24 protein-coding genes and 1 tRNA gene are annotated in these 22615 nt (G+C 47.9%); 16 read left to right on the top strand and 9 right to left on the bottom strand.

The window, feature by feature from the left end; all coding sequences use genetic code 11:
- The first annotated feature begins 18 nt into the window (after positions 1-18).
- From GUA87_RS01700 to GUA87_RS01690, 3 genes are read left to right on the top strand one after another with little or no spacing between them, the layout of a single operon-like run.
- Positions 19-561: a TRAP transporter small permease gene (locus GUA87_RS01700; protein ID WP_227711650.1), complete on the top strand. Its 543-nt coding sequence runs from the start codon at positions 19-21 to the stop codon at positions 559-561.
- Positions 558-1955 carry a TRAP transporter large permease gene (locus GUA87_RS01695; protein WP_193714794.1) on the top strand — a complete coding sequence of 466 codons (1398 nt, stop codon included), beginning with the start codon at positions 558-560 and terminating at the stop codon, positions 1953-1955. The genes GUA87_RS01700 and GUA87_RS01695 overlap by 4 nt, the downstream gene beginning before the upstream one ends.
- Positions 1956-2015: 60 nt before the next feature.
- On the top strand, positions 2016-2708 hold the full coding sequence (locus GUA87_RS01690; RefSeq protein ID WP_193714793.1) for a DUF1194 domain-containing protein: 693 nt from the start codon (positions 2016-2018) through the stop codon (positions 2706-2708).
- Here the strand turns inward: GUA87_RS01690 and GUA87_RS01685 are convergent.
- Positions 2705-3346 carry a flavin reductase family protein gene (locus tag GUA87_RS01685; RefSeq protein ID WP_193714792.1) on the bottom strand — a complete coding sequence of 214 codons (642 nt, stop codon included), beginning with the start codon at positions 3344-3346 and terminating at the stop codon, positions 2705-2707. The genes GUA87_RS01690 and GUA87_RS01685 overlap by 4 nt on opposite strands.
- 266 nt (positions 3347-3612) lie before the next feature.
- Here GUA87_RS01685 and GUA87_RS01680 point away from each other — a divergent pair, with 266 nt between their 5' ends.
- A complete protein-coding gene (locus tag GUA87_RS01680) occupies positions 3613-4128 on the top strand; it encodes a GNAT family N-acetyltransferase (protein ID WP_193714791.1) in 516 nt (171 codons plus the stop codon).
- Here GUA87_RS01680 and GUA87_RS01675 read toward each other — a convergent pair.
- The 4 genes from GUA87_RS01675 to GUA87_RS01660 are packed head-to-tail and all read right to left on the bottom strand — an operon-like array spanning position 4125 to position 10874.
- Positions 4125-6218, bottom strand: a complete 2094-nt coding sequence (locus tag GUA87_RS01675) for a hypothetical protein (RefSeq protein WP_193714790.1) — start codon at positions 6216-6218, stop codon at positions 4125-4127. The two genes, GUA87_RS01680 and GUA87_RS01675, sit on opposite strands and share 4 nt — an antisense overlap.
- Positions 6215-8986 (bottom strand): DUF4159 domain-containing protein, encoded by a 2772-nt coding sequence (locus tag GUA87_RS01670; RefSeq protein WP_193714789.1) that lies wholly within the window; start codon positions 8984-8986, stop codon positions 6215-6217. The genes GUA87_RS01675 and GUA87_RS01670 overlap by 4 nt, the downstream gene beginning before the upstream one ends.
- On the bottom strand, positions 8983-9873 hold the full coding sequence (locus GUA87_RS01665) for a DUF58 domain-containing protein (protein WP_193714788.1): 891 nt from the start codon (positions 9871-9873) through the stop codon (positions 8983-8985). Before GUA87_RS01665 ends, GUA87_RS01670 begins: the two co-directional genes overlap by 4 nt.
- Positions 9874-9875: 2 nt before the next feature.
- Positions 9876-10874, bottom strand: a complete 999-nt coding sequence (locus GUA87_RS01660; protein ID WP_193714787.1) for an AAA family ATPase — start codon at positions 10872-10874, stop codon at positions 9876-9878.
- A gap of 80 nt (positions 10875-10954) precedes the next feature.
- On the opposite strand from GUA87_RS01660, the gene GUA87_RS01655 reads away from it, so the two are divergent.
- The 6 genes from GUA87_RS01655 to GUA87_RS01630 all read left to right on the top strand — a co-directional run bounded on the left by GUA87_RS01655 (position 10955) and on the right by GUA87_RS01630 (position 15165).
- Positions 10955-11539: a DUF1285 domain-containing protein gene (locus tag GUA87_RS01655; protein ID WP_193714786.1), complete on the top strand. Its 585-nt coding sequence runs from the start codon at positions 10955-10957 to the stop codon at positions 11537-11539.
- Complete coding sequence (locus tag GUA87_RS01650) at positions 11520-12173, top strand: CoA pyrophosphatase (protein WP_193714785.1); 654 nt, start codon at positions 11520-11522, stop codon at positions 12171-12173. The genes GUA87_RS01655 and GUA87_RS01650 overlap by 20 nt, the downstream gene beginning before the upstream one ends.
- On the top strand, positions 12170-12445 hold the full coding sequence (locus GUA87_RS01645) for a DUF6111 family protein (RefSeq protein ID WP_193714784.1): 276 nt from the start codon (positions 12170-12172) through the stop codon (positions 12443-12445). The genes GUA87_RS01650 and GUA87_RS01645 overlap by 4 nt, the downstream gene beginning before the upstream one ends.
- 7 nt (positions 12446-12452) lie before the next feature.
- Entirely contained in the window at positions 12453-13670 is a 1218-nt protein-coding gene (locus GUA87_RS01640) for a CCA tRNA nucleotidyltransferase (RefSeq protein ID WP_193714783.1), read from the top strand.
- A gap of 80 nt (positions 13671-13750) precedes the next feature.
- The gene (locus GUA87_RS01635; RefSeq protein ID WP_193714782.1) at positions 13751-14017 is read left to right on the top strand and encodes a hypothetical protein; all 267 of its coding nucleotides are present in this window, start codon (positions 13751-13753) and stop codon (positions 14015-14017) included.
- 89 nt (positions 14018-14106) lie between these two features.
- Entirely contained in the window at positions 14107-15165 is a 1059-nt protein-coding gene (locus GUA87_RS01630) for a bifunctional transcriptional activator/DNA repair enzyme AdaA (RefSeq protein WP_193714781.1), read from the top strand.
- 2 nt (positions 15166-15167) lie between these two features.
- On the opposite strand, the gene GUA87_RS01625 is transcribed toward GUA87_RS01630, so the two are convergent.
- A complete protein-coding gene (locus GUA87_RS01625) occupies positions 15168-15674 on the bottom strand; it encodes a MarR family transcriptional regulator (protein ID WP_193715782.1) in 507 nt (168 codons plus the stop codon).
- Positions 15675-15851: 177 nt separating this feature from the next.
- Between GUA87_RS01625 and GUA87_RS01620 the strand changes: the two genes are divergently transcribed.
- Together GUA87_RS01620 and GUA87_RS01615 are read left to right on the top strand one after the other, a co-directional pair.
- Positions 15852-16439: a nitroreductase family protein gene (locus GUA87_RS01620; protein ID WP_193714780.1), complete on the top strand. Its 588-nt coding sequence runs from the start codon at positions 15852-15854 to the stop codon at positions 16437-16439.
- The gene (locus GUA87_RS01615; protein WP_193714779.1) at positions 16432-17343 is read left to right on the top strand and encodes a DMT family transporter; all 912 of its coding nucleotides are present in this window, start codon (positions 16432-16434) and stop codon (positions 17341-17343) included. The genes GUA87_RS01620 and GUA87_RS01615 overlap by 8 nt, the downstream gene beginning before the upstream one ends.
- Before the next feature lie 2 nt (positions 17344-17345).
- Here the strand turns inward: GUA87_RS01615 and GUA87_RS01610 are convergent, their stop codons facing one another.
- Together GUA87_RS01610 and GUA87_RS01605 are read right to left on the bottom strand one after the other, a co-directional pair.
- Positions 17346-18032 carry a hypothetical protein gene (locus tag GUA87_RS01610; RefSeq protein WP_193714778.1) on the bottom strand — a complete coding sequence of 229 codons (687 nt, stop codon included), beginning with the start codon at positions 18030-18032 and terminating at the stop codon, positions 17346-17348.
- 60 nt (positions 18033-18092) lie between these two features.
- Positions 18093-19007: an N-formylglutamate amidohydrolase gene (locus GUA87_RS01605; RefSeq protein ID WP_193714777.1), complete on the bottom strand. Its 915-nt coding sequence runs from the start codon at positions 19005-19007 to the stop codon at positions 18093-18095.
- A gap of 103 nt (positions 19008-19110) precedes the next feature.
- On the opposite strand from GUA87_RS01605, the gene GUA87_RS01600 reads away from it, so the two are divergent.
- The 4 genes from GUA87_RS01600 to GUA87_RS01585 all read left to right on the top strand — a co-directional run bounded on the left by GUA87_RS01600 (position 19111) and on the right by GUA87_RS01585 (position 21483).
- Entirely contained in the window at positions 19111-19482 is a 372-nt protein-coding gene (locus tag GUA87_RS01600) for a response regulator (RefSeq protein WP_193714776.1), read from the top strand.
- A gap of 90 nt (positions 19483-19572) precedes the next feature.
- Positions 19573-19649, top strand: a tRNA-Val gene (locus GUA87_RS01595).
- A gap of 126 nt (positions 19650-19775) precedes the next feature.
- Positions 19776-20990 (top strand): Acg family FMN-binding oxidoreductase, encoded by a 1215-nt coding sequence (locus GUA87_RS01590; protein WP_193714775.1) that lies wholly within the window; start codon positions 19776-19778, stop codon positions 20988-20990.
- Between the two features lie 49 nt (positions 20991-21039).
- Positions 21040-21483, top strand: a complete 444-nt coding sequence (locus tag GUA87_RS01585; RefSeq protein WP_193714774.1) for a MarR family winged helix-turn-helix transcriptional regulator — start codon at positions 21040-21042, stop codon at positions 21481-21483.
- Between the two features lie 4 nt (positions 21484-21487).
- On the opposite strand, the gene GUA87_RS01580 is transcribed toward GUA87_RS01585, so the two are convergent.
- Positions 21488-22546: an alcohol dehydrogenase gene (locus tag GUA87_RS01580; protein WP_227711647.1), complete on the bottom strand. Its 1059-nt coding sequence runs from the start codon at positions 22544-22546 to the stop codon at positions 21488-21490.
- Positions 22547-22615 lie beyond the last annotated feature (69 nt).

Raw genomic sequence — 22615 nt, 5'->3', positions numbered from 1 at the left:
AAATCGCGGAGACCCACTTTGCGTAACATTTTTGATAAAGCGGAGGAGGGGTTAATTTCCCTCCTTCTCGTCAGTATGACATTTCTGGTGTTTCTGGAAGTGGTCATGCGATTTGGTTTCAATGCCGGATTTTTGTGGATACAGGAACTAACCCTTCTAGTGTCGGGCTGGTTTGTCTTGCTGGGTGCGTCTTATGGTGTGCGCGTTGGTGCCCATATCGGTGTTGATGTATTTGTTAAAAAATTTCCTCCCAACACACGCCGGTTGATTTCTATCGCCGCCGTTTTGATGTGCATGTTCTATTGCGCCCTTTTATTTATCGGGTCATGGGAATATCTGGCGAAGATTTATAAAATCAATCTTGAGCTGGAAGACATGGAGTTCCCAAAGTGGGTGGCTCATTCGATTCTGGTGATTGGTTTTGGGCTGCTGTTTATACGCTTTGGTGAGCTGCTTTGGAAAATGATCATCGGCAAAGAGGATGGCTTCCATCTTGCGGATGAAGCGAAAGAGGCGCTGGAAGAAATTGGCATCAAGAATGAAGAGGAGGCAGGCAAATGACGGCTGCGGTTCTCTTCATCTTATTATTCCTATGTATGTTTATGGGAATGCCGATCGCAATTGCGCTTGGTTTTTCAAGCGTTGTCACGATTTACTTCCTCTCCGGTGACAGTATCGCGTCGATGGGTTTGAAATTCATCGATAACCTCACGGAACATTACACCCTTCTTGCGATCCCGTTTTTTGTTCTCTCCAGTGCATTTCTGTCAACGGGTGGTGTGGCAAGACGTTTGATCCGTTTTGCCAATGCGGGTGTTGGGCATATTCAGGGCGGCCTTGCCATGGCTTCTGTTCTCGCGTGCATGTTATTTGCGGCGGTGTCAGGCTCCTCTCCAGCAACAGTGGCGGCAATCGGCTCTATTGTGATCGCAGGAATGGTCCGCACAGGGTATCCTGAAAGTTTTGCTGCGGGTGTTATCTCCAATGCAGGGACTTTGGGTATCTTGATCCCACCGTCCATTGTGATGCTGGTTTATGCAGCTGCAACAGAAGTATCAGCTGCGCGCATGTTTATGGCGGGCTTCATCCCGGGCATCATGATGGGATTGTTGCTGATGATCGCCATCTACATCTATGCCAAAGTGAAAGGATTACCTGCACAGCCCAGGGCAACGGCGAGAGAGTTTTTCTCCTCTGCTTTTAGTGCGTCGGGCGGGATATTACTTATCTTCATTATTCTTGGCGCAATTTATGGCGGTGTGGCTAGTCCCACGGAGGCTGCGGCGGTGTCAGCGTTTTATGCCTTCGCAATCGCTGTTGTAGGCTACCGGGACATGGGGCCTTTGAAAGGAATTCCCTGGCGCAAAGACGGGGAGAGCATCGGCGCGGCGATTGTCCGAAATACAGGGCAATCACTTGTTGCCTTGCCGGTAAGTTTCTTTTCGAAAGATGTTCAGAAGGTTGTTTTAGATGGCGCAAAGGTGAGCTTTGTTCTGCTGTTTATCATCGCAAACGCAATGCTGTTCGCCCATGTACTGACCACTGAACGGATCCCGCATATCATTGCTGAGGTTATTACAGGTATGGGGTTGCCCGCTTGGGGTTTCCTGATCGTCATGAACTTGTTATTGCTCGCGGCGGGTAACTTTATGGAACCGTCAGCGATCCTGTTGATCATGGCTCCCATCCTGTTCCCCATTGCGTTGCAGTATGGAATTGATCCAATTCACCTTGGCATCATCATGGTGGTCAATATGGAAATCGGTATGATCACCCCGCCGGTGGGGCTTAATCTGTTTGTGACCGCCGGGATTACGGGGCGAAGTATTTTGTGGGTTGTGAAGGCAGCATTGCCTTGGCTCGGTTTGCTTTTATTCTTCCTGATACTGGTCACCTATATCCCGGAAATTTCTCTGTTCTTACCTGAGTTTCTGGATGGTTTGAAAAAGGGATAAAGGTGCCATAGTTTAAACATGATCCGGCCTATCATGGTTGGATATCAACCGGGCTGGATCATGTTTCGACTTTTAATGTCTTCCTTATTGTCTTTGTCTGTTCTAATAGGATTTTGCCGCCAGGTGATTGCCGAAGAAGTGGACTTGCATCTGGTTCTGGCAGTGGATGTGTCTTCCAGTATTGATTACAGGGAGTTTGATCAGCAGATGCGGGGATATGTTTCTGCTTTTCGTGATCCCGCAATTCTGGAAGCCATTAAAAGCGGCAAAAACGGCAGGATTGCGGTTGCTATGCTGCAGTGGGCAAATCCCGAACAAGCGGAACCTGTCACTAATTGGATAGTGCTTCAAAGTGCGAAGGATCTTGGGGCATTTGCGGACCGATTGGAATATGTGCCGCGGAGATTTCCGGCAGGTGGTACTGCTATTGCAGATGCGATCGTTGCCTCATTGGCGATGTTTAACAGTGCACCCGGCACGGCGCTTAGACGGGTTATTGATGTTTCTGGTGACGGCAAGCAAAGCCATGGTGCAGATCTAGCTGCCGCAAAGCAATTGGCATTGAAACGGGGTGTTACCATCAACGGGGTGACGATCCTGAACGAAGTGCCCGAACTTGATTTTTACTACATGAAAAATGTCATTGTCGGCGCAGGCTCTTTTGTAGAATCTGCACCGGATTTCAAAGCCTTCCCAAAAGCAATTTTACGTAAATTGGTTAGGGAAATTCGCGGCAACTGGTATGGCAGTTAGCGATTGAGGTATTTGTTCTGGGCTTCCTGATCCGGACGATCCAGACTGAACACGTTATTGACGTAAGTGTAGTCTTTATAGCCAAGGCGCGCCAAAAGCTGGTATTTCTCCATATTCACCATACCATCATCGATAACCGCATCATCAATGTGGATGCCAACGACCTCGCCAATGATCATGCTGTTGATGTGATCCGGATTATTGGTTGGCAACTCGATAATTTGTTGGAGTTTGCATTCCAGATTAGCTGGGCTTTCTTTGACGCGCGGGACCTTAATCATTTTCGAAGGCGCCGACGTTAGCCCACCTAATTCAAACTCGTTCACCTTGCGCGCGACCATTTCAGATGTCGCATTCATGGCATCCCGAAGTTCATATGATACCAGATTGACCACAAATTCTTCGGTTTCACGAATATTGGACAGTGTATCTTTTGATCCGCCTTCAGGATGTGGGCCATTAACCCCAAGAACCACCTGAGGGGGATTATCCGCGATCGCATTAAAAAAACTGAACGGTGCGAGGTTAAGATCACCGTCTTTATCCATACTACTGACCCAGCCTATAGGGCGCGGTGAGACGAGGGCTTTAAATGGATTGTGTTTGAGTCCGTGCGGGCCAGAAGCTTCATAGAACATGTTTTCAGTATTCCTGTATGGCGTTTTGAACGAGTATTCCAAATATAATTTGCCCGATCAATGGTACAAGGCGCAATTTTTAAGTTTATCTCCGAATGCCGATATGCTATTTCGCAAAGCATGAACGAGAACTGGATCATAATTCGACGACGACGACAGGTTGCGCTGCCCTGCGCAAACCGTTGATCCTGCCCGTTTCCCTTCATTGATAACTGACATTGAAGCCTGAACGGGCGCCTGTATTTCTTCCTGTTCGGATTATTGTCATGTTTAAAATTCTCTCTGAAAAACCGCAAGATGCGGCAACAATCGAAATTCTGCTTGATGAGTGTTTCGGCAAAGATCGTTTCACAAAAACTGTATACACAGTGCGGAAAAACCTGTTTCCAATCTGGGAGCTGAGCCTTGTTGCACGATCAGACGAGGGTGAGTTGCTGGCGTCGATCCGTTATTGGCCACTTCTTGTTGGAAATATGCATGATGCTATTTTATTGGGCCCCATTGCTGTCCAGCCCTCTCATCAGGGAGAAGGAATAGGTGTTGCGCTCATTCGGTACAGCATGGAGCAAGCCAAAAAACTTGGTCATAAGCGGGTTATCCTAGTCGGAGATCCTGAATATTATGAACGGTTCGGTTTCGTTTCCGCCGCAGATTTGGGGCTTGAGCTTCCTGGTCCTGTTGAAAGGCGGCGTTTTCTTATCGCTCCATTGGAAGAAGGTGCATTGGACGGTGTTAGCGGGATGGTTTCAGGAAATCCGGCAGCTGAGATGATGCGCGGTTAGCGACTTTCCCGATACCAGATGGTCATGAGGAGGCCCACCAGAATAAGCAGGACAAACCAGGCAGGGAACAGGGTGTCACGAGTGTAGCCTGAGATTTCGAAAGCATTATTTTGGCGAAGTCCCCACCAGCCGCGCCCGGTATAATTTGTAGCGGACGACATGTAACGAAGGGAGGGAAGGGCTTCTTCACTTGCCCAAATCATGCCGCCTCCAGTGACTTCACTGATCGGGAAAATAAGTTCGTCCGTCGTTCTTATCTTGCGGTTCTCTTTTGGGGAGAGGTTTCCAATAGCTACCATGGTTCTGAGACCACCGGAATTAAGCTGATAAAGGCCAATGCCTTTCACAGGTGCAGAAGCACTGGCTTTTCCCTCTTTATAGGATGAAAAGGGCGCGGTCTCCCTTGTTCCGTCTGGATAATCCACAGTTACAGATCGCGCCGTATCTTCCATGGATTGGCGTTCAATCTTTAACGCACCGCCTACCCGTGTGACGGTAAGTTTCTCCTCTTCCAGATCCGGCTCTTTCATCAACCAGTGAGCAATCCGACGAAACAACTCAGATTGCGGTCCACCGCCTTCGAACCCGTGCCCCCAAAGCCAGGCATGATCCGAGGCAAGCTGAGCAACCCTCCCTTTACCAAATCGGTTCAAAATGAGAAGAGGTTTTTCGTCAGCTCCTGTCATGAGGACAGTGCCATTTCTGTTCCGTACATCGATCAGCCTGAACCAGGGTCCCCAGTTATCTTGACTGTTTTTGGAGGACGTCAACCTGCCAGTTACCGGATGTCGTTTCCCCGGGTCACTTAATTTTGGGGTATATCGAGCCTCTAAAATGGCACCGGTTGGGGCGCCAGGTAGGATATTGGCAAGTGGTGTCCTGTAAAGGCTCAACGGTGTTGCAAATGAAGGCCCCGCGGCCTCTAAGAGGGCGCCTCCATCAGCAACATAATTGACGATGTTATCTAAATATCGATCTGTCAGAACGCCCCGTTTTCTGTAACGATCAAAAACAATCAGATCAAAGTCAGAGAGCTTTCTTTCAAACAATTCCACGATTGGAAACGGAATGAGGGACAATTCATTTAGAGGGGTTGCATCTTGTTTCTCTGGTGGGCGCAAAATTGTGAAATGGACCAAATCAACGGAGGGGTCTGATTTCAGAATATTGCGCCAGCCGCGCTCTCCCATATGCGGCTCCCCCGAGACCAGTAGAACTTTCAGGCGATCCCGGACGGCATTGATTTGGGCGACGGCTAAATTATTCAGCTTCGAAATTTCGTTTTCTTTTTCTACCGCACGTAAGACGATATGGTTAGCTCCTGCATGGGGCAACTTGATATCAACTTCGCTCACCTCACCATTTCTGACAGCCATTTGTCGGACGATTTCACCATCCACTTCAATGCTGACAACGGTTGCGCGTGCCTCTGACGGATTAGGGTAATCTGTTACCTTGAAACGCAACGTTATTGGTTTACCAACCAGAGCAAATGTGGGTGGGGCAATCAGTTCCAGAACCCGATCAGTTTGGTTTCTGGTTCCGGTCAAGGCCGTGTGAATCGGTCCGGTATTATCAAAAATGTCGGATGTGGTCTTTGGGATATCGTGAATTTGACCATCGGTAACGAGAAATGTTGCTGCAACGCGGCCCCGGTCCACTGATTTCAAAGTTTCCTTCAGGTTTTCAAAAAGGGCTGTTCCAATATCTTCGGCGCCGCTACCCGCTTTGGGGTTTTGCACATAGCTTGTAATAATCTCAAGATTTTCAAATTCGCTTAATCTGTTGTGGATCTCTTGATGAGTTTTAGAAACATCGTCTTCTCTCCCTCCAATTTTTTGACTATCAGTTTTGTCAACAATGACAATTGCGACATCCTGAAGAGGATCGCGTTTTTCCTGTGTCATGACTGGTTTAAGAAGGTAGATACTTAAGAGCCCAAATGCCAAAATCCGCATGAGTGAGCCGCCAATACGCAGCCACCAAGCAGCCGCACAAAGAAGAGCGGCAACACCCATGAGCAACCCGATCCACACAATTGGTATGAGCGGGGCAAGTTCAAGTGATGTTATTGTCCCGTAATTCATCATTGGCCTAATCGTTCCAGAATAGCAGGTATATGAACCTGGTCCGACTTGTAACTACCTGTCAGGGTATACATCACCAGATTAATTCCAAATCGTCGGGCAAGCTCTCTTTGACGCGGCCCTCCCGGGGAGACGGCAATTGTAGGCCGCCCGCTCTCATCAATGGCCCAGGCGGCTGCCCAATCGTTGCTGCCAATGATGATCGGTGATACACCGTCATTCCCCAGAATATCCTCGGTATCCGCGAGCCAGACTTCTCCGTCAAAATATCGGCCAGGAAAGGCCTGCATAAGATAGAAAGCACGAGTTAGGACATGATCCACTGGCACAGGTCGCAGCCTTGGAACATCGAGCTTTGCCATGATTTCTTGAAGGCGCCGATTTTCTGGACTGTTTGACAGGCTGCCGCCGAAAACACTTTTCTTAATCTGATTGCGTGTGTCGACAACAAGCGTTCCACCGTTCGCCATATAGGCTCTGATTTTCTCGATCGCCTTATCATCAGGAATAGGGAAATCAGCTGTCATGGGCCAATAGACAAAAGGGTAGAAAAGCAGCTCATTCTCCGACAAGTTTACGGGCATTGGTTCTGCAATTTCGACGGAAGTTCGCTTGTTAATCAGCAGACTGATGCCGTTCATTCCAGCGCGCGTAATGCGGTCGACTTCAGGATCTCCAGTGACGATATAGCCCAATCTGGTTTTCAGCGTCGCGGCAAGAATACGTTCCTCAGTTTCTTCCGCCAACGCCTCAGGCGCACCTATAAAAAAGGACAAGATGGACAGACCAATGAGAAGCGTTAGTGCCTCTGTTGGCTTTTTGCCAAATCGAGCAATGCTCGGTCCTTGCAAATAAAGGAGACCGATAAGGTCAACGAGCAGTAGAAGAAAAATGGCGCTGATCAGGTAGGGCTTCAGATCCAGTTCCTGCTCTGTAACAAGAGGTAGTATAGGAGCCTTCAAGCTGGAAAAATCAGTGATCTTATAGGAGAGGTTTGCACTACCCACATTCAAAGCGGTTCTTTGTGTGGTGTCACCATAATACCCCGCAGGATGTGCAGCGCTGACTTCAGGGAATGCACCGGGTGCCAATGCGACGGGTGATATGTCATAGGCCCCTAGAACGGCGCGCCCAAGCCCGTCCAAGATCATAAGCGGGGGAAGCGTGGCCTCTGCGGATCTGAACTCAGACGGATTGTTTGCCTGAAAGCCAATTTCACGTAACATTTCAACAAAAAGGCCGCTTAATACCAGATTTGACCATGCCGTTGAGGCCGTAGTATGAAATAGAATATTCTGACCGCCTCCCATTTTGGCAGCGGTTACCAAAGGTGTGCCATCGTTCAATTGTGCCCAGATTTTACCTGTAAGGTCAGAGGAGGGAACCGCTAATACCTGCTTTCGAACTTCTACATTTTTCGGAATGCTCAGGTTGCGAAACGGGCTGTCTTCTGGCATGGGGCCAAGCGCAGCGGGCTTGCTCCAGGAAATGCTGCCATCCAGATTGCGATTGCCGGTTCTGAGGCGAACAGGTGTGAAATCAGTACCTGACGCCGCCAGTAAAGGGCCAGAAAAGCGTATTAAAAGGCCGCCGCGCTCGATCCAAGTTGTAAGTTTTTGCCGAGTGATGAGGGGCAATTGGCCTGTGTCCGGCAAGATAATAATCTGGACTTTTTCCGCGATTAGTTCGTCAATTGGGGCGTTTTGGATCGTGAAGAAGGGGTGTAGTGCTTTCCTTAAGTAATGCAACTCATCCAGTAAGGCATGAGACGTTTTCTGCCTTGATTGATCAACAATTCCAATCTCTGGTCTCTGCCAGCGATTATCCAGTAAGTAGATCGACGCGGCACTGTTCCCGCCCACAATTTCCAGACGTTCTATCGTATTGATAAGCGAGACCGGTAGATCAATCGCTACCTCCATTGCATCCTTGCCTGCTTCAAACAGGTAGTCTCTTACAAATAGTGCCTTTCCGTTGCTGTCTTTGCCGCTCACCCGGCCAATGGCAAGTTTACTTCCCTGCGCGCGGGATACAGGGATAACAAAGCGGCTGCCTTGATGGGTTGGGGGGGCAATGATGTGTGGGCCATCCGGTAGGTCAGATTGATAAACGGTGACAGGACCCAGTTCTTCTAAAAACCTGAGAAGAGCCAAATGGGATTTTTCATCGCTTTTGCTGATAAAGCCAGAGCTGACGTAAGCAAACTCTGGTGTGGTCAGGTTTTTTAAGGCGGCCAATTGTTCAGGCTTGAAATCCGGCGAAAGCGGGATGGAAAGTGGCGTCAATTCCCCAAGACGTGATTTTGCCACGTCAGGTGTCAGGAGATCGACCGTGTTCTTGGTCTTATCATCCAGTGTTGCCAAAGGCAGGAATGCAATAAGTCTTTCATTCTTCTCCGCCTGCTCGATCAGCTGTAAAATGCGAATCTCCGCATCGCGCCAACTGGGTGCAAGCTGCCAATTATTATCTATCAACAGTACGAGAGGGCCTGAGCGCGCCTGATCCGCTTCAGCGTGAAGGCGAGGTCCGGCAAGCGTAACAATAATAAGGGCAGCAAGCGACATTCGGATCAGGAGCAACCACCAGGGAATTGATTTGGCTGTTTGCTCAGTGTTTGGGAGTGAGAGTAAGAGGCGCATCGCGGGGAAGACAATTTCTCTTGGCCGCGGTGGAATGATTTTCAAAAACCAGTAAAGAAGTGGCAGGAAAATGAACAGGCTTAAAACCCATGGGAAGGCAAATGTCAGGCTGGAAAGTGAGGAAAACATCATCGCCCTCCGACCTGGTGCATGAGCTCTGCAAGTATATCTACTGCCGGTTCAGACGTATCTGCAAATAGATAGGTCCAACCAATTTTTTGCGCCAGTTTCTGTATGTTCTTGCAGTGTGATTTGAATCTACTCTGATAGGCCTCTCGCACCTCAGAGACTTTCTCAATCGTCACGGTGTCTTCATCTTGATAGTGAGAGAATTTTATACGCCCTTCAAAAGGAAGTGTGATTTCAGCAGGGTCAGCAAGATGAAGGAAAATTCCTCTTCTGCCGATGGAAGAAAATTCTTCGACCAAATCTTCCAAATGTTCCTCGTTCATCAGGAAGTCGCTGACCATCAGAACATGACCCGTTGTTCGCTTCGTTGCGTTTTTGTTTAAGGCATAGCTGGATTTGCGCCTTTCCACCAGAGCTCGGGCAAAATGGTCCAAATGAAGCTGACCATGGGACAGAGAGAGCTCCCCACTGATTAAAGTGTAATCCTCTTCACCTCGGTCTAGAAGAATGGCAAGTGAGAGAATAAGAAGAAGACCATACTCTTCTTTGCTCCTGATTTCACGGTCGGAGCGATAAGACATACCCCGGCTGCGATCCAACCAAAAATACATCGCATCACTTGTCTGTTGCTCGCTTTGGCGGATGTGAGGCGATTGGCGTTTTGCAGATTGTCGCCAGTCGATTTGCTGGGCTTCTTCACCAGCTTCATAAGGCCTGAATTGCCAAAAATCCTGTCCTTCACCAGATCTGCGGCGGCCATGAGGTCCATTAATTATCATCCGGGATAGTTTCTCAGCCGAAAGCGTCAACGCAGGGAGACCGGCGACAAGCTCGTCAGCGGCAGCCCTGCTTTCATTCACCTTTCGATAATGATCCTGAATGGATTTCATACTTACCTTATGGATTCCAGCAGATTTTGAATAATGCCGTCCAGCGAGATTTCCTCAGCTCTGGCGTGATAGCTGATGGACATGCGGTGGCCCAAAATGGACGGCGCCAGATAGATAACATCTTCAATTGACGGACTGAAACGTCCTTGAAGAAGGGCCCGCGCTCTGGCCGCGAGGATCATAGCCTGACTGGCGCGAGGGCCGGGTCCCCAAATTACGTAATCGCGAACCAATGGATTGTCACTGCTTCCCGGTCTTGCCGAGTGCACAATTTTCAAAATGGCTTCAATAACCTGATCACTTACAGGAATGTCTCTGACCAGAGTTTGCGCTTCTATAAGATCATTTGAACTAAGGGCCTGACTTAAAGGGGTTTCCTGGTTACCCGTGGTTTCCAAAAGGATCTGCTTTTCTGTCTCGATGGACGGGTAGTCGATATCAATCCGCATCAAAAAACGGTCAAGTTGGGCTTCAGGTAGAGGGTAGGTCCCTTCCTGTTCTATCGGGTTCTGCGTAGCAAGCACATGAAAGGGTGTCGGCAGGTCATATTGATGCCCCGCGATTGTGACATGCTTTTCCTGCATTGCCTGCAACAGTGCCGACTGGGTGCGGGGGCTGGCCCGGTTAATCTCATCCGCCATTAATAGCTGACTGAATACAGGGCCTTTAACGAACCTGAAATGCTGGCGTCCGGTGCTATCTTTATCCAGAATTTCAGAGCCCAAAATATCAGCGGGCATAAGGTCCGGGGTGAATTGAACCCGTTTTTCGTCTAAACCCATTGCCGTTCCAAGGGTGCGGGCGAGCCTCGTTTTAGCGAGCCCGGGAACACCTACTAGAAGCGCATGCCCACCTGCCAGAAGGGTGATAATAGTTTTCTGAATAACATCTTCCTGACCAAATACCTGGCCGCGGATTTCTTCCTGCAATTTGTCGAGTTTTTCACTCAACGCTTCGATTTGCTCTAGTGTTTTTTGTTCCGGATTGCTGAGATTTTCCATGATGCAGGTAAGTTCCTTTTGAAAATCGACCGTTGTTTAGTAAATATAGTAACAGAATTAAGGTAGGATAAGGCCAAAATATGACAAGTTCTGCATCTACGGACGGTCTAAACGCCATCATCGCGCAGATCAAAGATAAAAAGCATCCGCCCGTCCATCTATGGAACCCGGAATTTTGCGGTGATCTGGATATGAAAATCGCCCGAGATGGAACCTGGTATTATCTGGGGTCACCGATCGGGAGAAAACCGCTTGTTAAGCTGTTTTCTAGCGTTATTCGCTATGATGATGACGGGAAATACTATCTGGTGACACCGGTTGAGAAAATCGGAATTACGGTTGAGGATGCCCCTTTTGTCGCGGTTGAAATGTTTGTAGAGGGAAGCAGTCAGGATCAGGTGATCAGCTTTCGCACACATGTTGAAGATTTCGTGATTGTCGATAAAGAACACCCGATCAGACTAACAATTGATGCATCCAGCAAGGAGCCCGCGCCGTATGTGTTAGTAAGAGCAAATCTGGAAGCGCTGATCATCCGATCAGTATTTTATGATCTGATTGGTTTGGGTGTTGAAAAAGAAGTAGACGGCGTCCGGCATTTCGGTGTTTGGAGTAGCGGTGAGTTTTTTGATTTTGGGGTAATGGATGAACTTTTTGAAGCATAATCAGATGGATTTCAGGAATACCATCGAACCGGTTCTTGACCCTTTTCCTGAAGCCCATCTTTCTTTGGCTGAAATTGATGCTTCTTATCGGGGGGATCATGATCTGAACCCGGCGAGTTTTCCGGGAGAAGTTACCACCTTCAAACCTGCTGCTGTTCTAGTGCCTATTGTCATGCGGCAAGAAGAACCTTCTGTCATCTTGACCAGAAGGGCGAGTCACTTAAAGAAACATGCGGGGCAGATCAGTTTTCCGGGAGGACGTGCAGAGGATGCTGATGACAGCATTGTCCATACGGCCCTACGGGAGAGCCAAGAAGAAATCGGCCTTAATCCAAATCTGGTCGATGTGGTTGGAACGTTGAGTACCTATGTCACCGTTACGCAATATTCTGTTGTTCCCATTGTTGGATTGGTCGAGCCTGATTTTGATTTAACTCCCGAAGAGGGAGAAGTTTCTGAGATTTTCGAAGTACCGCTTGGCTTCCTGCTCGATAAGAGTAATCATCAGAAACATAGCGGCTTTCATAACGGCATTGAGCGTTTCTGGTACGCAATGCCTTACAATGACTATTACATCTGGGGGGCAACCGCCGGCATGATTAAGGATCTTTCGGAAAGGGTGCATTCATTATGATCCGTACTTTTCTTGTTCACGTAATCCCGTTACTTCTGCCGTTTCTCGTCTATGCGGTGTATTTGTATTATGTGAATAAGGCGGGTGGGGAGAAAACCTGGGCCGGAAAAACCGTGGCTGTATTGGCGATGATCGGTTTAATTCTGATGAGCCTCAGTTTTGTTGCGCTTTGGGCATTTACTGAACAGACGCCAGATGGCGACTATGTACCCACAAGATATAAAGATGGCAAGTTGATTGAATCCGAGATTATACCTAAACCTTCTGATTGAGGCGGTTGTGTCTGATACGTTCAAAAGCCAAAACCTGTCACTTGGGCAACCGGAATGGCTGGATTATCCAGAAAGCAAAAAGCTGTTTTCTGCGATTAGTCTAGCTGGCGGGAGCGGGAGGTTTGTTGGCGGATGTGTCAGGGATGCCTTCTTTGACAAAGTCAGCGACGATCTTGATATTTGCACTGACCTAGAGCCGCATCAGACCATGAAAGTGCTTGAAGAGGCGGGCTTTCGCGTTATCCCCACAGGTATAGATCACGGCACTGTCACGGCGCTAATGAATGACCGAAAGTTTGAGGTGACCACTTTGCGCCATGATGTGGAGACACATGGTCGTCATGCGACAGTTGCCTACACCACTTCCTTCGAAGAAGACGCTGCGCGCCGAGACTTTACGTTTAATGCCCTGTCTGTAGACGAAAATGGGAAGCTATTCGATTATTTCGATGGCTTGTCAGATTTACGGGAGGGGCGGGTGCGCTTTATCGGAAATGCTTCTGAGCGGATTGAAGAAGACCGTCTTCGTGTCCTCCGGTTTTTCAGGTTTTATGCGCGCTATGGCGAAGGGGATGTCGATGAAGACGCTTTTCTGGCATGCGCCAAAGCGAAAGATAAACTTGGATCTTTATCCATTGAAAGGGTGACCCGGGAAATTAAGTTGCTCTTTTCAACACTCGCACCTATGGATGCGGTAAGGGTGATGGATCTGACCGGGGTACAGAATGCGATATTGCCGGGTGCCTCGTCGCTTGAAAAGCTAAAGGCGATCAGTGAGGTGACATCTGATCCCATTGTGCGATTGGTTGCGTATTTTGAGAGGGATTTAGGCTGGGCGAAAAACCTTTCCAATCATCTTCGCCTCCCGCTATCAGAGCATAATAGGGTAATCGGCGGATGCACTCCCGTTGTATTTGGGCAAACAGATGATAAAGAACTGAAGTCTTTAATATACACCTTTGGTCCCGCAATTATCGAAGATCAGTGTGTTCTCGCCATTTTGGAGGATGGAAATCACTCTCTTCTCAATTCCCGGGTGGAGTTGGTGAGGACCTGGGAGGTGCCCGAGTTGCCTGTAAAAGGCAGGGATATTCTGCTGGCCGGAGTGCGCGCTGGACCACTTGTTGGTAAGATTCTAAAGGAACTGGAGAAAAGTTGGATAGAGAGTGAATTTAAACTTTCTAAGGAAGCGCTTCTTTCGCAGTTGCCCACGCATATCGACTGAGCAGCTCGACCATTTCACGAAAAAGACAAATTCTATCCTTAAGTTTGGATAAATAAACAAGGTCTATTGGAGACAGATCCATGAAAAAACGCATTTTGACACCAGTTATTGTTGCCTCAATGACGGCCATGCTTGCTATGCCTGTTCAGGCGCAGGATGATAAAGGCGCTGGTGATCTTGCGGTCGAAGGAATTTCCAAACTCATGGATGCGCTTCGCTTGTTTGTTGACAATATCCCGCAGTATGAAACCCCGGAAATCCTTGAAAATGGTGACATCATCATTCGTAAAAAGAAAAAGATGGATGATGAAGATAAGGACGGAAAAACAGAAGAAACATCGACTTAAGATAATTCAAATTGCTGATCGTCTTCCGGATATAAATACCTGTATTGTATCTGCTACCCCTATGTCGTGAACAATTGCGGAGTTTGATCATGACACGAGATGAAATGTTGCAGGCCATTAAAAACCGGATTGCAAAATATGACGATGTTTTTGTGTATGGGGTTTTAACCACTGGGATATTTTGTAAGCCGTCCTGCAAATCCCGCCCTGCAAAGGATGAAAATATGGTGTTCTTTGAAACACCAGCCTTTGCTGCAAGTAATGGTTTTCGCCCTTGCAGGAAATGTTCTCCTCATTTGGGAGGGGGAAGTGATGCGGAGATTTTGGTCAAATCTGTCATTGGGCGCATGAGTGAGGCTTTGAACGATAATGATGGATGCAAGGTTCCCCTGAAAGCATTTGCCGAGGCAGAAGGATGTAGCCCTGATCATTTAAGCCGAATGTTTAAAAAAACATTGGGGATTAGTGGCGCTGATTATTACGAGCTATTGCGGCAAAAAGCCTTCAAACAAGCGTTAAAGTCAGGGCAGTCTATCAGTGAAGCGGCCTATGAGACAGGTTTTGGGTCCTTAAGCCGTGTTTACGAGAAATCATCGGATAATTTGGGAATGTCGCCAGCTTCATATGCAAAAGGCGGCAAAGGGGCAGAGATCGCTTATGTGATTGTTGATTGCCATCTCGGCCGAATGTTGGCGGCTGGCACCCATCATGGAATCTGTGCTATCTATTTCGGGGACGATGATGATGCGTTGGTGGAAGAGCTTAAAGGCGAGTTTCCAAAGGCGGAGATCGGAAAAGAAATCGGTGATCTGTCACAATGGGTAGCCAATATTCTGGATTATCTCCAGAGGGATATGACAGTGCCACGTCACATTCCACTGGATATGTATGGCACCGCATTTCAACGGAAAGTCTGGCAGGAACTTTTGAAAATTGCACCTGGGGAGACCCGCACCTATATGGATATCGCGCGAGATCTTGGAAATGAGAAAGCCTCCCGCGCGGTGGGGCGGGCCTGCGCGACGAACCCGGTTTCCTTAATCGTCCCATGCCACCGTGTGGTAGGAACAGATGGTAAGTTACATGGGTACCGCTGGGGTCTTCCGCGTAAAGAACAGCTTCGCCAGATGGAACATAAGTATGCTTAAGCCTATTTGTTGATTACTTTAGACAGCAGGCTGCGAAGTTGATCCCGCTCTTCCATGTTAAGATTTGTCAGCATTTCTTCTTCTGTCTCCAGATGAGAGACTACAATATGGTCGATCACTTCAAATCCAGACTTTGTAAGAGCAATTTTCTGACCGCGCCGGTCGCTGGGATCGGTGAGGCGTTCAATAAAGCCTCGTTTCTCTAACCGGTCCAATCTGTTGGTCATGGCCGAAGTGGACAGCATCATTTCTTTGGCCAGTTCAGACGGGGACAGGGTTTTGCCCCCTTCTTGACGGCGTAACGTCATCAGCACGTCAAATTGCGGGAAATCCAGTTTGTATTCTGCGATGTTATCCAGGACGCCTTTCTTAAGAACATCTCCGGCATGCCATACATCACCGCAAACCGCCATTGGGCTTGGGTCCAGGTCTGGTCTAACAGCGCGCCACTGGGCAACAATGCGGTCAGTTGGGCAATCAATGCTCATACCTTCCGTCGGGCAGGACATGCCTTTTTGTGACACAGGTCGCATTTTTTCATTTTCCATATTGATCTCTACCAACCAAAAATATATATGCTTCGATATCGAATAGTTCGACGTCAAAATATATTATATCAAAATATGAGGCGTCAAAATTCTTTATGTCTAACTAACTGATCTTATACTGAGTAAAGGCGCGAGACAATGACAAGAAGCACACAGTTTGATGTTGATCCCATTTTTGTAAGCCGTTGGTCCCCACGGGCTTTTGATCCTGTATCCATCCCTGAAGAAGATGTAAATCGTATGTTGGAAGCAGCCCGCTGGGCGCCATCCGCATATAATATTCAGCCATGGCGTTTTGTTTATGCGCTGCGTGATGATGAAAACTGGGAAGAGTTTGTATCTTTACTGAATCCGTTCAATGCGGGATGGGCGAAGGATGCCTCCGCACTGTTTTTCCTTGTATCCGATACAATTATGCCCGGAGACGGTGATCGTCCTGATATGCCGGCGACAACAAATAGCCTGGATGCTGGCGGTGCTTGGGTTCAACTTGCGCTTCAGGCAACACAGATGGGATATCATGCACATGCAATGGCTGGTATCGAGTATGATCAGATCCGCGAAAAACTGGAAATCCCGGAGCGTTTCAAAATTGAAGCTGGTATTGCAGTGGGAACACGCATTGCCGATCATGCTTTAGACGCAGAACAAAAAGCAGCTGAGGTTCCATCCCCTCGTAAAGCTGTTGAAGAGATTGCCTATAGAGGCAGTTTTCAACATGCGTGATTTGCTTAAAAATCCGGTCGCCCTTTTATTGGCGACCGGAGCCCTCATTGGTTTCAACTTTCCTTTGGGCAAAATCTCAGCAGAAGCGGGTGTCCCCCCAATGGTTTGGGCGCTCGTCTTGTCCGCAGGTGTATGCTTGACATTATTGCCCCTTCTTTTACTTGGCGGTAAGTTCAGTTTCCCAAAAGGTAAAGCCATCCGATACGTTGTGATCTCAGCGGTCATCTCGTTTGTAATCCCTAACATTCTTCTTTTTACGGTGATCCCCCATGTGGGGTCGGGTTTTAGTGGTTTGATGTTTGCACTCTCCCCCGTCTTTACTTTGACCATCTCATTGATGGCGAGGTTGAAGGGGCCAAGTTTTTTGGGGGTTGTCGGGATTGTGCTTGGGCTTATTGGAGCAACCATTGTCAGTTTTTCCAGAAGCCAGCATGCGGATGTCAGTTCCTATTTCTGGATCTTGGCGGCGCTTGCAGTTCCTCTTTCTCTCGCTTTTGGAAATGTATATCGAACAATAGATTGGCCTGAAGGCGAAAGCCCCGATGCACTTGCTTTTTGGAGCCATGCTGTGGCTGTAATTATCTACCTAATATTGCTCGGGTATCAGCAGAACCTGGAGATGACATGGTCTGTTTTTAATGTACCAGAAGCTTTGCTGTTTCAGCTTGTTTTTGCAGGAATGACATTTCCGCTGTTCTTCAGGTTACAAAAAGCAGCAGGTCCTGTCCTGTTAAGCCAGATTGGATATGTGGCGGCAGCGGTTGGGTTGCTGGCAGCGACGTTGTTCCTTGGCGAAATTTACAGCCCGCTTACATGGGTTGGTGCTGCTGTAATCACAGTTGGTATTTGTGTGACGATTGCTGCAGAAATCAGAAAACCAAAGAGGGTGGCTTTAGCTGTTTAAGGTTATCCTTCAGCGTCTTCCTTTCGGGCAGCAATTCTGCGAGCTTTAAACTCTTCCTGTTTTTTTTGAATTTCGGTGCGGCGTTTTTCATAAGCTGCCCGCGCCTTCGCCATACGACGTTGGGTGTCTTTGTTTCTTTCTTCTTGCCAGATTTTCATGACCTTCTTGCGATAAGGCACATAGTATTTTTTTGTTTGTGAATGATAATGGGCGATGGCCACATTCCAGGATCGACTGTCATCGCGATGCTTTTTAAGAAGGCTTCCGGCATAACGTGCATTCTCAATAGGGGTAAAGGCCTCTTCCAGTGAAGAAAAGGCATTAGGGTGCCAATAAAGATTTACCTGCATGCAACCCACGTCGATGTTTTTAACACCTTTGTCTTTCAACTTCCTAACTTCTTCGATAGCTGCTGCTTTGGTGGGAAGATATCTTCCTCTTCCTTCGGAATAGACGGTCCAAGGCCAGGCAATTTTTTCCCGGCGCTCTTTATGCCAGCGACCTGTTTCAGTAAGGGAGATGGCATTTAGTAGTCTTTTGGGAAGCCTGAGTTCCGTTTCGACCTTTTCAGTTGCTAACCTACAGGTTTCCAAGTGTTTTTTGCCGCCGCCAGGAAATGAGGCAGCCGCCACCGCAGTACTCATCATAAGTGCTGAGGTGAAAATCACGAGGGTTAAAAATTTGCGCATTCTGCAGCTCCTTTCATCTGCAGAATTTAAATGCAAAGGCTGTGCCGATTTTGGGCGAAGTTATTCTGCCGCTTGTTTCAGGGATTGTGTAGAGATCAAGCAGGCTTTCAATTCTGTCATGATTTGACGGATGCTGGATTGCAATGACGTGAAGTTGCTGTTTTTCTCAAGCCTGCCCGGAAGCATATAGAGATTTCGGTTTAATTCGATTTGAAGCGTGTAGGTTCCCCGCGCCGGCAGGCTATAGGTTTGGGTGATGTAACCACCTGCGTAAGGCTCGTCATAAGATACGGTCAGGCCGTGTTCTCTGAATTTCTGAGCCACAAAATCAAGAATGTGCACCGGGCAACTGGTCTTGAAGCGTGAGCCCAAAACGATATCGGCAAGATAGAAGCGTTGTCCCTTGTCTCCTAAATGTCCTGGCATTGAATGGCAGTCTATCAAGAGCAAAGGGTCAAAGAGGATCTGACCGTGATATAGTAATTTTTTCAATGCCTTATGGTAGGGGTGGTAGCACTGTTCCAGTCTTTGAACAGCCTCTTTGGAGGGAACTTTACCGCTATAAATATTTAAGTCTTCATTGATCCGGCTTGGAATGACGCCTAGGCCAGCATGAACACGGGCGCTTTGATGACCTTGCGATAAAGGAAGGGAACCTTCAAACATACCCGTATCCAACTCGTTCGCAGCCCGGTTCACGTCACAATATGCCCTTGGAAAATGCGCTGCTAATAACGGTGCGCCCAATTCACTGACATGCTCAAATAGCTCATCCACACAAAAATCTTCGGAGCGTCTCAGGTCAACGGGATCCAGGATTGTTTGTGTAAGAAAGGAATCGGAGTAGATCTGTCCACTGTGAGGCGAGGAAAAAACGGCTGGAAAATCCCAATAACCTGGTTCAACAAGGTTAATTTGTTCCTCGTTATGTTGATTGGGATCATTAAATCCTATTTTTTCGTCACTATTGTTCACGCTTGATCACAGTTTTTCGTTAGAGGCTTGGTCCCTGTCATTATGCAATGGTATAGTTTGTATCATGGATTTCAACAAAAAGACCGAAATAGGCAAAGAGTAGATGGCGCGTATATTACTGACCGAAGATGATAACTCCATGAGGCATTTTCTGGCGAGAAGTCTGGAAATGGCGGGTCATGAAGTTCTTGCCTTCGGGGATGGAGAAGATGCGCTTCCAGCTTTAGATGCAAGTCCTTTTGATATTCTCATCACTGATGTTGTGATGCCACGCTTGGGCGGTTTTGAACTTGCTAAGCGGGCGCAAAAAATCCTACCGGGATTGCCAGTTATCTACATTACCGGATTCGCTGCGGTCGCAACTGAAGCGGACGTGAATATTGGCGAGATTACACAGCTATTGTCCAAACCATTTCACCTGAATTCTTTGGTTGATGCTGTTGATAGGGCGCTTTTAGCACGTGAAGCGTCCTGATCTTTATAATTTAAACGTCTTCGCAAAAAGGGTCTTGCATTGAGCTTTGGCGAGGCTTATAAGACCCGAACTTCAAATGCAGTTGCATGAGGGTGTATAGCTCAGTTGGTTAGAGCGTTGCCTTGACATGGCAGAGGTCACAAGTTCGAATCTTGTTACACCCACCATTCCCCTAAAATTGTGATCAACATAACAAAACGCTTAAATGATACTTGTAAAGTTTAACGTTAAACTAAATATTTGGTTTATCGTTAAACTAAATGTTGTAGTGTTTTCCTGAGGGAGTGATCAAAATGGAAAAGCGAAACTCTAATCTGGTATCAAGACGCGGCTTGTTGAAGAAAGGTTTTCTGGTGTCTGGTGGTGTTGCAGTTGTAGCTGCGGGTGGTTTGGTATGGCGAGGTTTGGAAGAGGATATTTTTTCACCCTTTGATGGGCCTGCCTACGAGCCATGGAGCACATGGAAAACGGACCCAATGGAAGGTCCTCTTGCTTTGGTTCAGATGGCCATTCTTGCGGCCAGTCCCCACAATACTCAGCCTTGGCGGTTTAAAGTCACCGATAACCGGATTGAGATTTATGCGGATCGGGCAAGACACCTTGGAGATTTCGACCCTTATCGGCGAGAGATGCAAATCGGTTTTGGGTGTGCCATAGAAAACATTGTTCAGTCCGCCCCGGCGCATGGCTTAGACGCTAAGTTGGCGATTAAGCAAGGGACATTGGATTTAGGTATAAAATCTAATGGATCAGAACTGATCGCCGTGATTGATCTGGTGGCCGCAGGCAAACAGGTGTCGGATTTGTTTAAGGCCATTCCGCACAGGCATACGGATAGATCCCCTTATGATCGCAGCAAAGCTGTCCCTCAGAAAATTCTTCAGAAAATGACGGAAATGGCTGAAGGTTCGGGGGTTGACTTAAAATTATTTGAGGAAGGTGAAAGCCGGACAAAATTCGACCAAATCATGATGGCGGCGACCAATGCGATTGTGTCTGATATGAGCATGGTACAGGCTAGTCACGATTGGATCAGGACAACTGATGCAGCCATTCAAAAGCACAAAGATGGACCAACGCTGGATGGTGCCGGCTTGCCAGCCATGATTAAGTATGCGGCAAAGATTTTTCCTGATCCAAGCGCTAAAACTGGCCATGAAATGTGGCGTGATGCGACTGAGAGTTCTCATCTTGCGACGGCACCTGTTACGGGGTTTCTGTCAGTAATAGACCGTTATGATAAATCAGATAACGTTATCGCCGGACAGGTTTGGCAACGATTGCACTTGCTCGCTACAACATATGGGCTTTCCATGCACCCCATGAACCAACCCGTAGAAATGATTGATCGGGAGAAACAACTGGGCAAAGCCCCGACTTTTGATCGACAGATCTCAGAACTTTTAGGTAGTCGGGATTGGCAACCCACATTTGCTTTCAGAATGGGATATCGGGATGGCTCGGCACCTATAAGCCCGCGTAAACCTGTTCGGGAAGTGTTGATCTGAGTACCTTAAGGGAATACCCTTATTTAAAAACGAGGATCCTCAAAGTTACATGAAATCGTCCGACATCCCGTCAGCCTTTGCTGTCTTCACTGAAATTGGCATCATTAGCCAGCTTTCCAGTAGCCTACTGGAAAAACAATTGCCTGACGGGTTGAAGATTTCCCAATTTGGTGTGCTCAGTCATCTTGTCCGTCTGGGCGGGGAGTGGAGTCCCGTTCGGTTGGCAAATGCCTTCCAGGTGACCAAAGGGGCGATGACCAATACGATCAAACGCCTTGAAGCCCGAGGATTGATCGATGTAATTCCGGATCCTGAAGATGGACGGGGTAAGCTGGTTCGGCTCAATAAGGAAGGGGAGGAAATGTACCAGCAGTGTATTTTTCGGCTGATGCCAGAGATTGAAAAGCTCATGAGCCAATTTTCAAGTGAGTTTTTACAAGGGATACTGCCTCCGTTACAGGAACTGAGGCAGTATTTGGATGAAAACAGGTAATCCTTTACGGTTTTAGGACAACACGCCCTTTTACTTTGCCATCCCGCAGATCTTCCAAGGCATTATTCGCTTCTTCAAGAGGTCTTGTTTCATAAGGGATAGGGGCAATTTTGCCCAACCTTACCAACTCCATGAGTTCATGCATCTCATCCAATGTGCCCACATAAGATCCGGTAATGGTGCGCATGGTAAGAGGGAGTACAGGGAGCGGAACGGGAGCTGCGCCGCCAAACAGACCCACGCAGACGTAAGTGCCTCCTTTCCGAAGGCCGTTCATGCCAAATTGAGCGGAGGCTGGTGCCCCCACAAAATCGATGGCACCCGCGGCACCACCGCCAGTGATTTCCATCAGTTTTTCAAGGGCTGTTGGATCGCTGTTATCAATGGTGTCGAAAACCCCTGCTTGCCGCGCAACAGCACGTTTTGTGTCATCAATATCGGCAACAATGATTTTGGCCTTCAGTACGGATGATGCAAAATGCACTGCGGATAAGCCAACACCACCAGCACCTATAATGACCACATGATCATCTTCCGTGAGATGAGAGAGTTTTTTAAGGGCACTATAGGCGGTGAGACCCGAACAGGCGTAGGTACAGGCAAGCTCAGTAGGAACGCCATCATATGGGATCAGGTATTTCGGATGTGGGGCAATGACCATGTCCGCATATCCGCCGTTGTAACGTGTTCCCAAGGTGAGTGGGTTATTGCAATAAAGTTCATCCCCCGCCTGGCAGACAGGACATTTTCCACAGCCAATCCAGGGGAATACGATCCTTTTATCTCCGATTTCGACTCCTTCTACATCAGGACCAACCGCAATGACCTCCCCAACAATTTCATGGCCCATGGTGAAGGGAAGGGACATGCCACGATCCGCCAAATCCAGTTTCATCCCGTTTCCGAGATCAAAATATCCCTCCCACAGATGCAGGTCGCTATGACAGACACCACAGGCATCAATTTTTATGAGGATTTCAGTTCCTTGTGGCTCTGGTGCTGGATAATCGCGTGCTTCCAGTGGTGCGCCAAACTCGACGACTTGCTGGCAATGCAAATGCATGGTGGATCCCCCTTATTCAACCTTGATCGGTTTGTTTATTCTGTTTTTCTAACCTTAGCAGTGAAGTTG

Origin of the sequence: Sneathiella sp. P13V-1 (genome assembly GCF_015143595.1) — a bacterium.
Lineage (GTDB): Bacteria > Pseudomonadota > Alphaproteobacteria > Sneathiellales > Sneathiellaceae > Sneathiella.
This window is presented reverse-complemented; position numbering and strand designations above follow the sequence as displayed.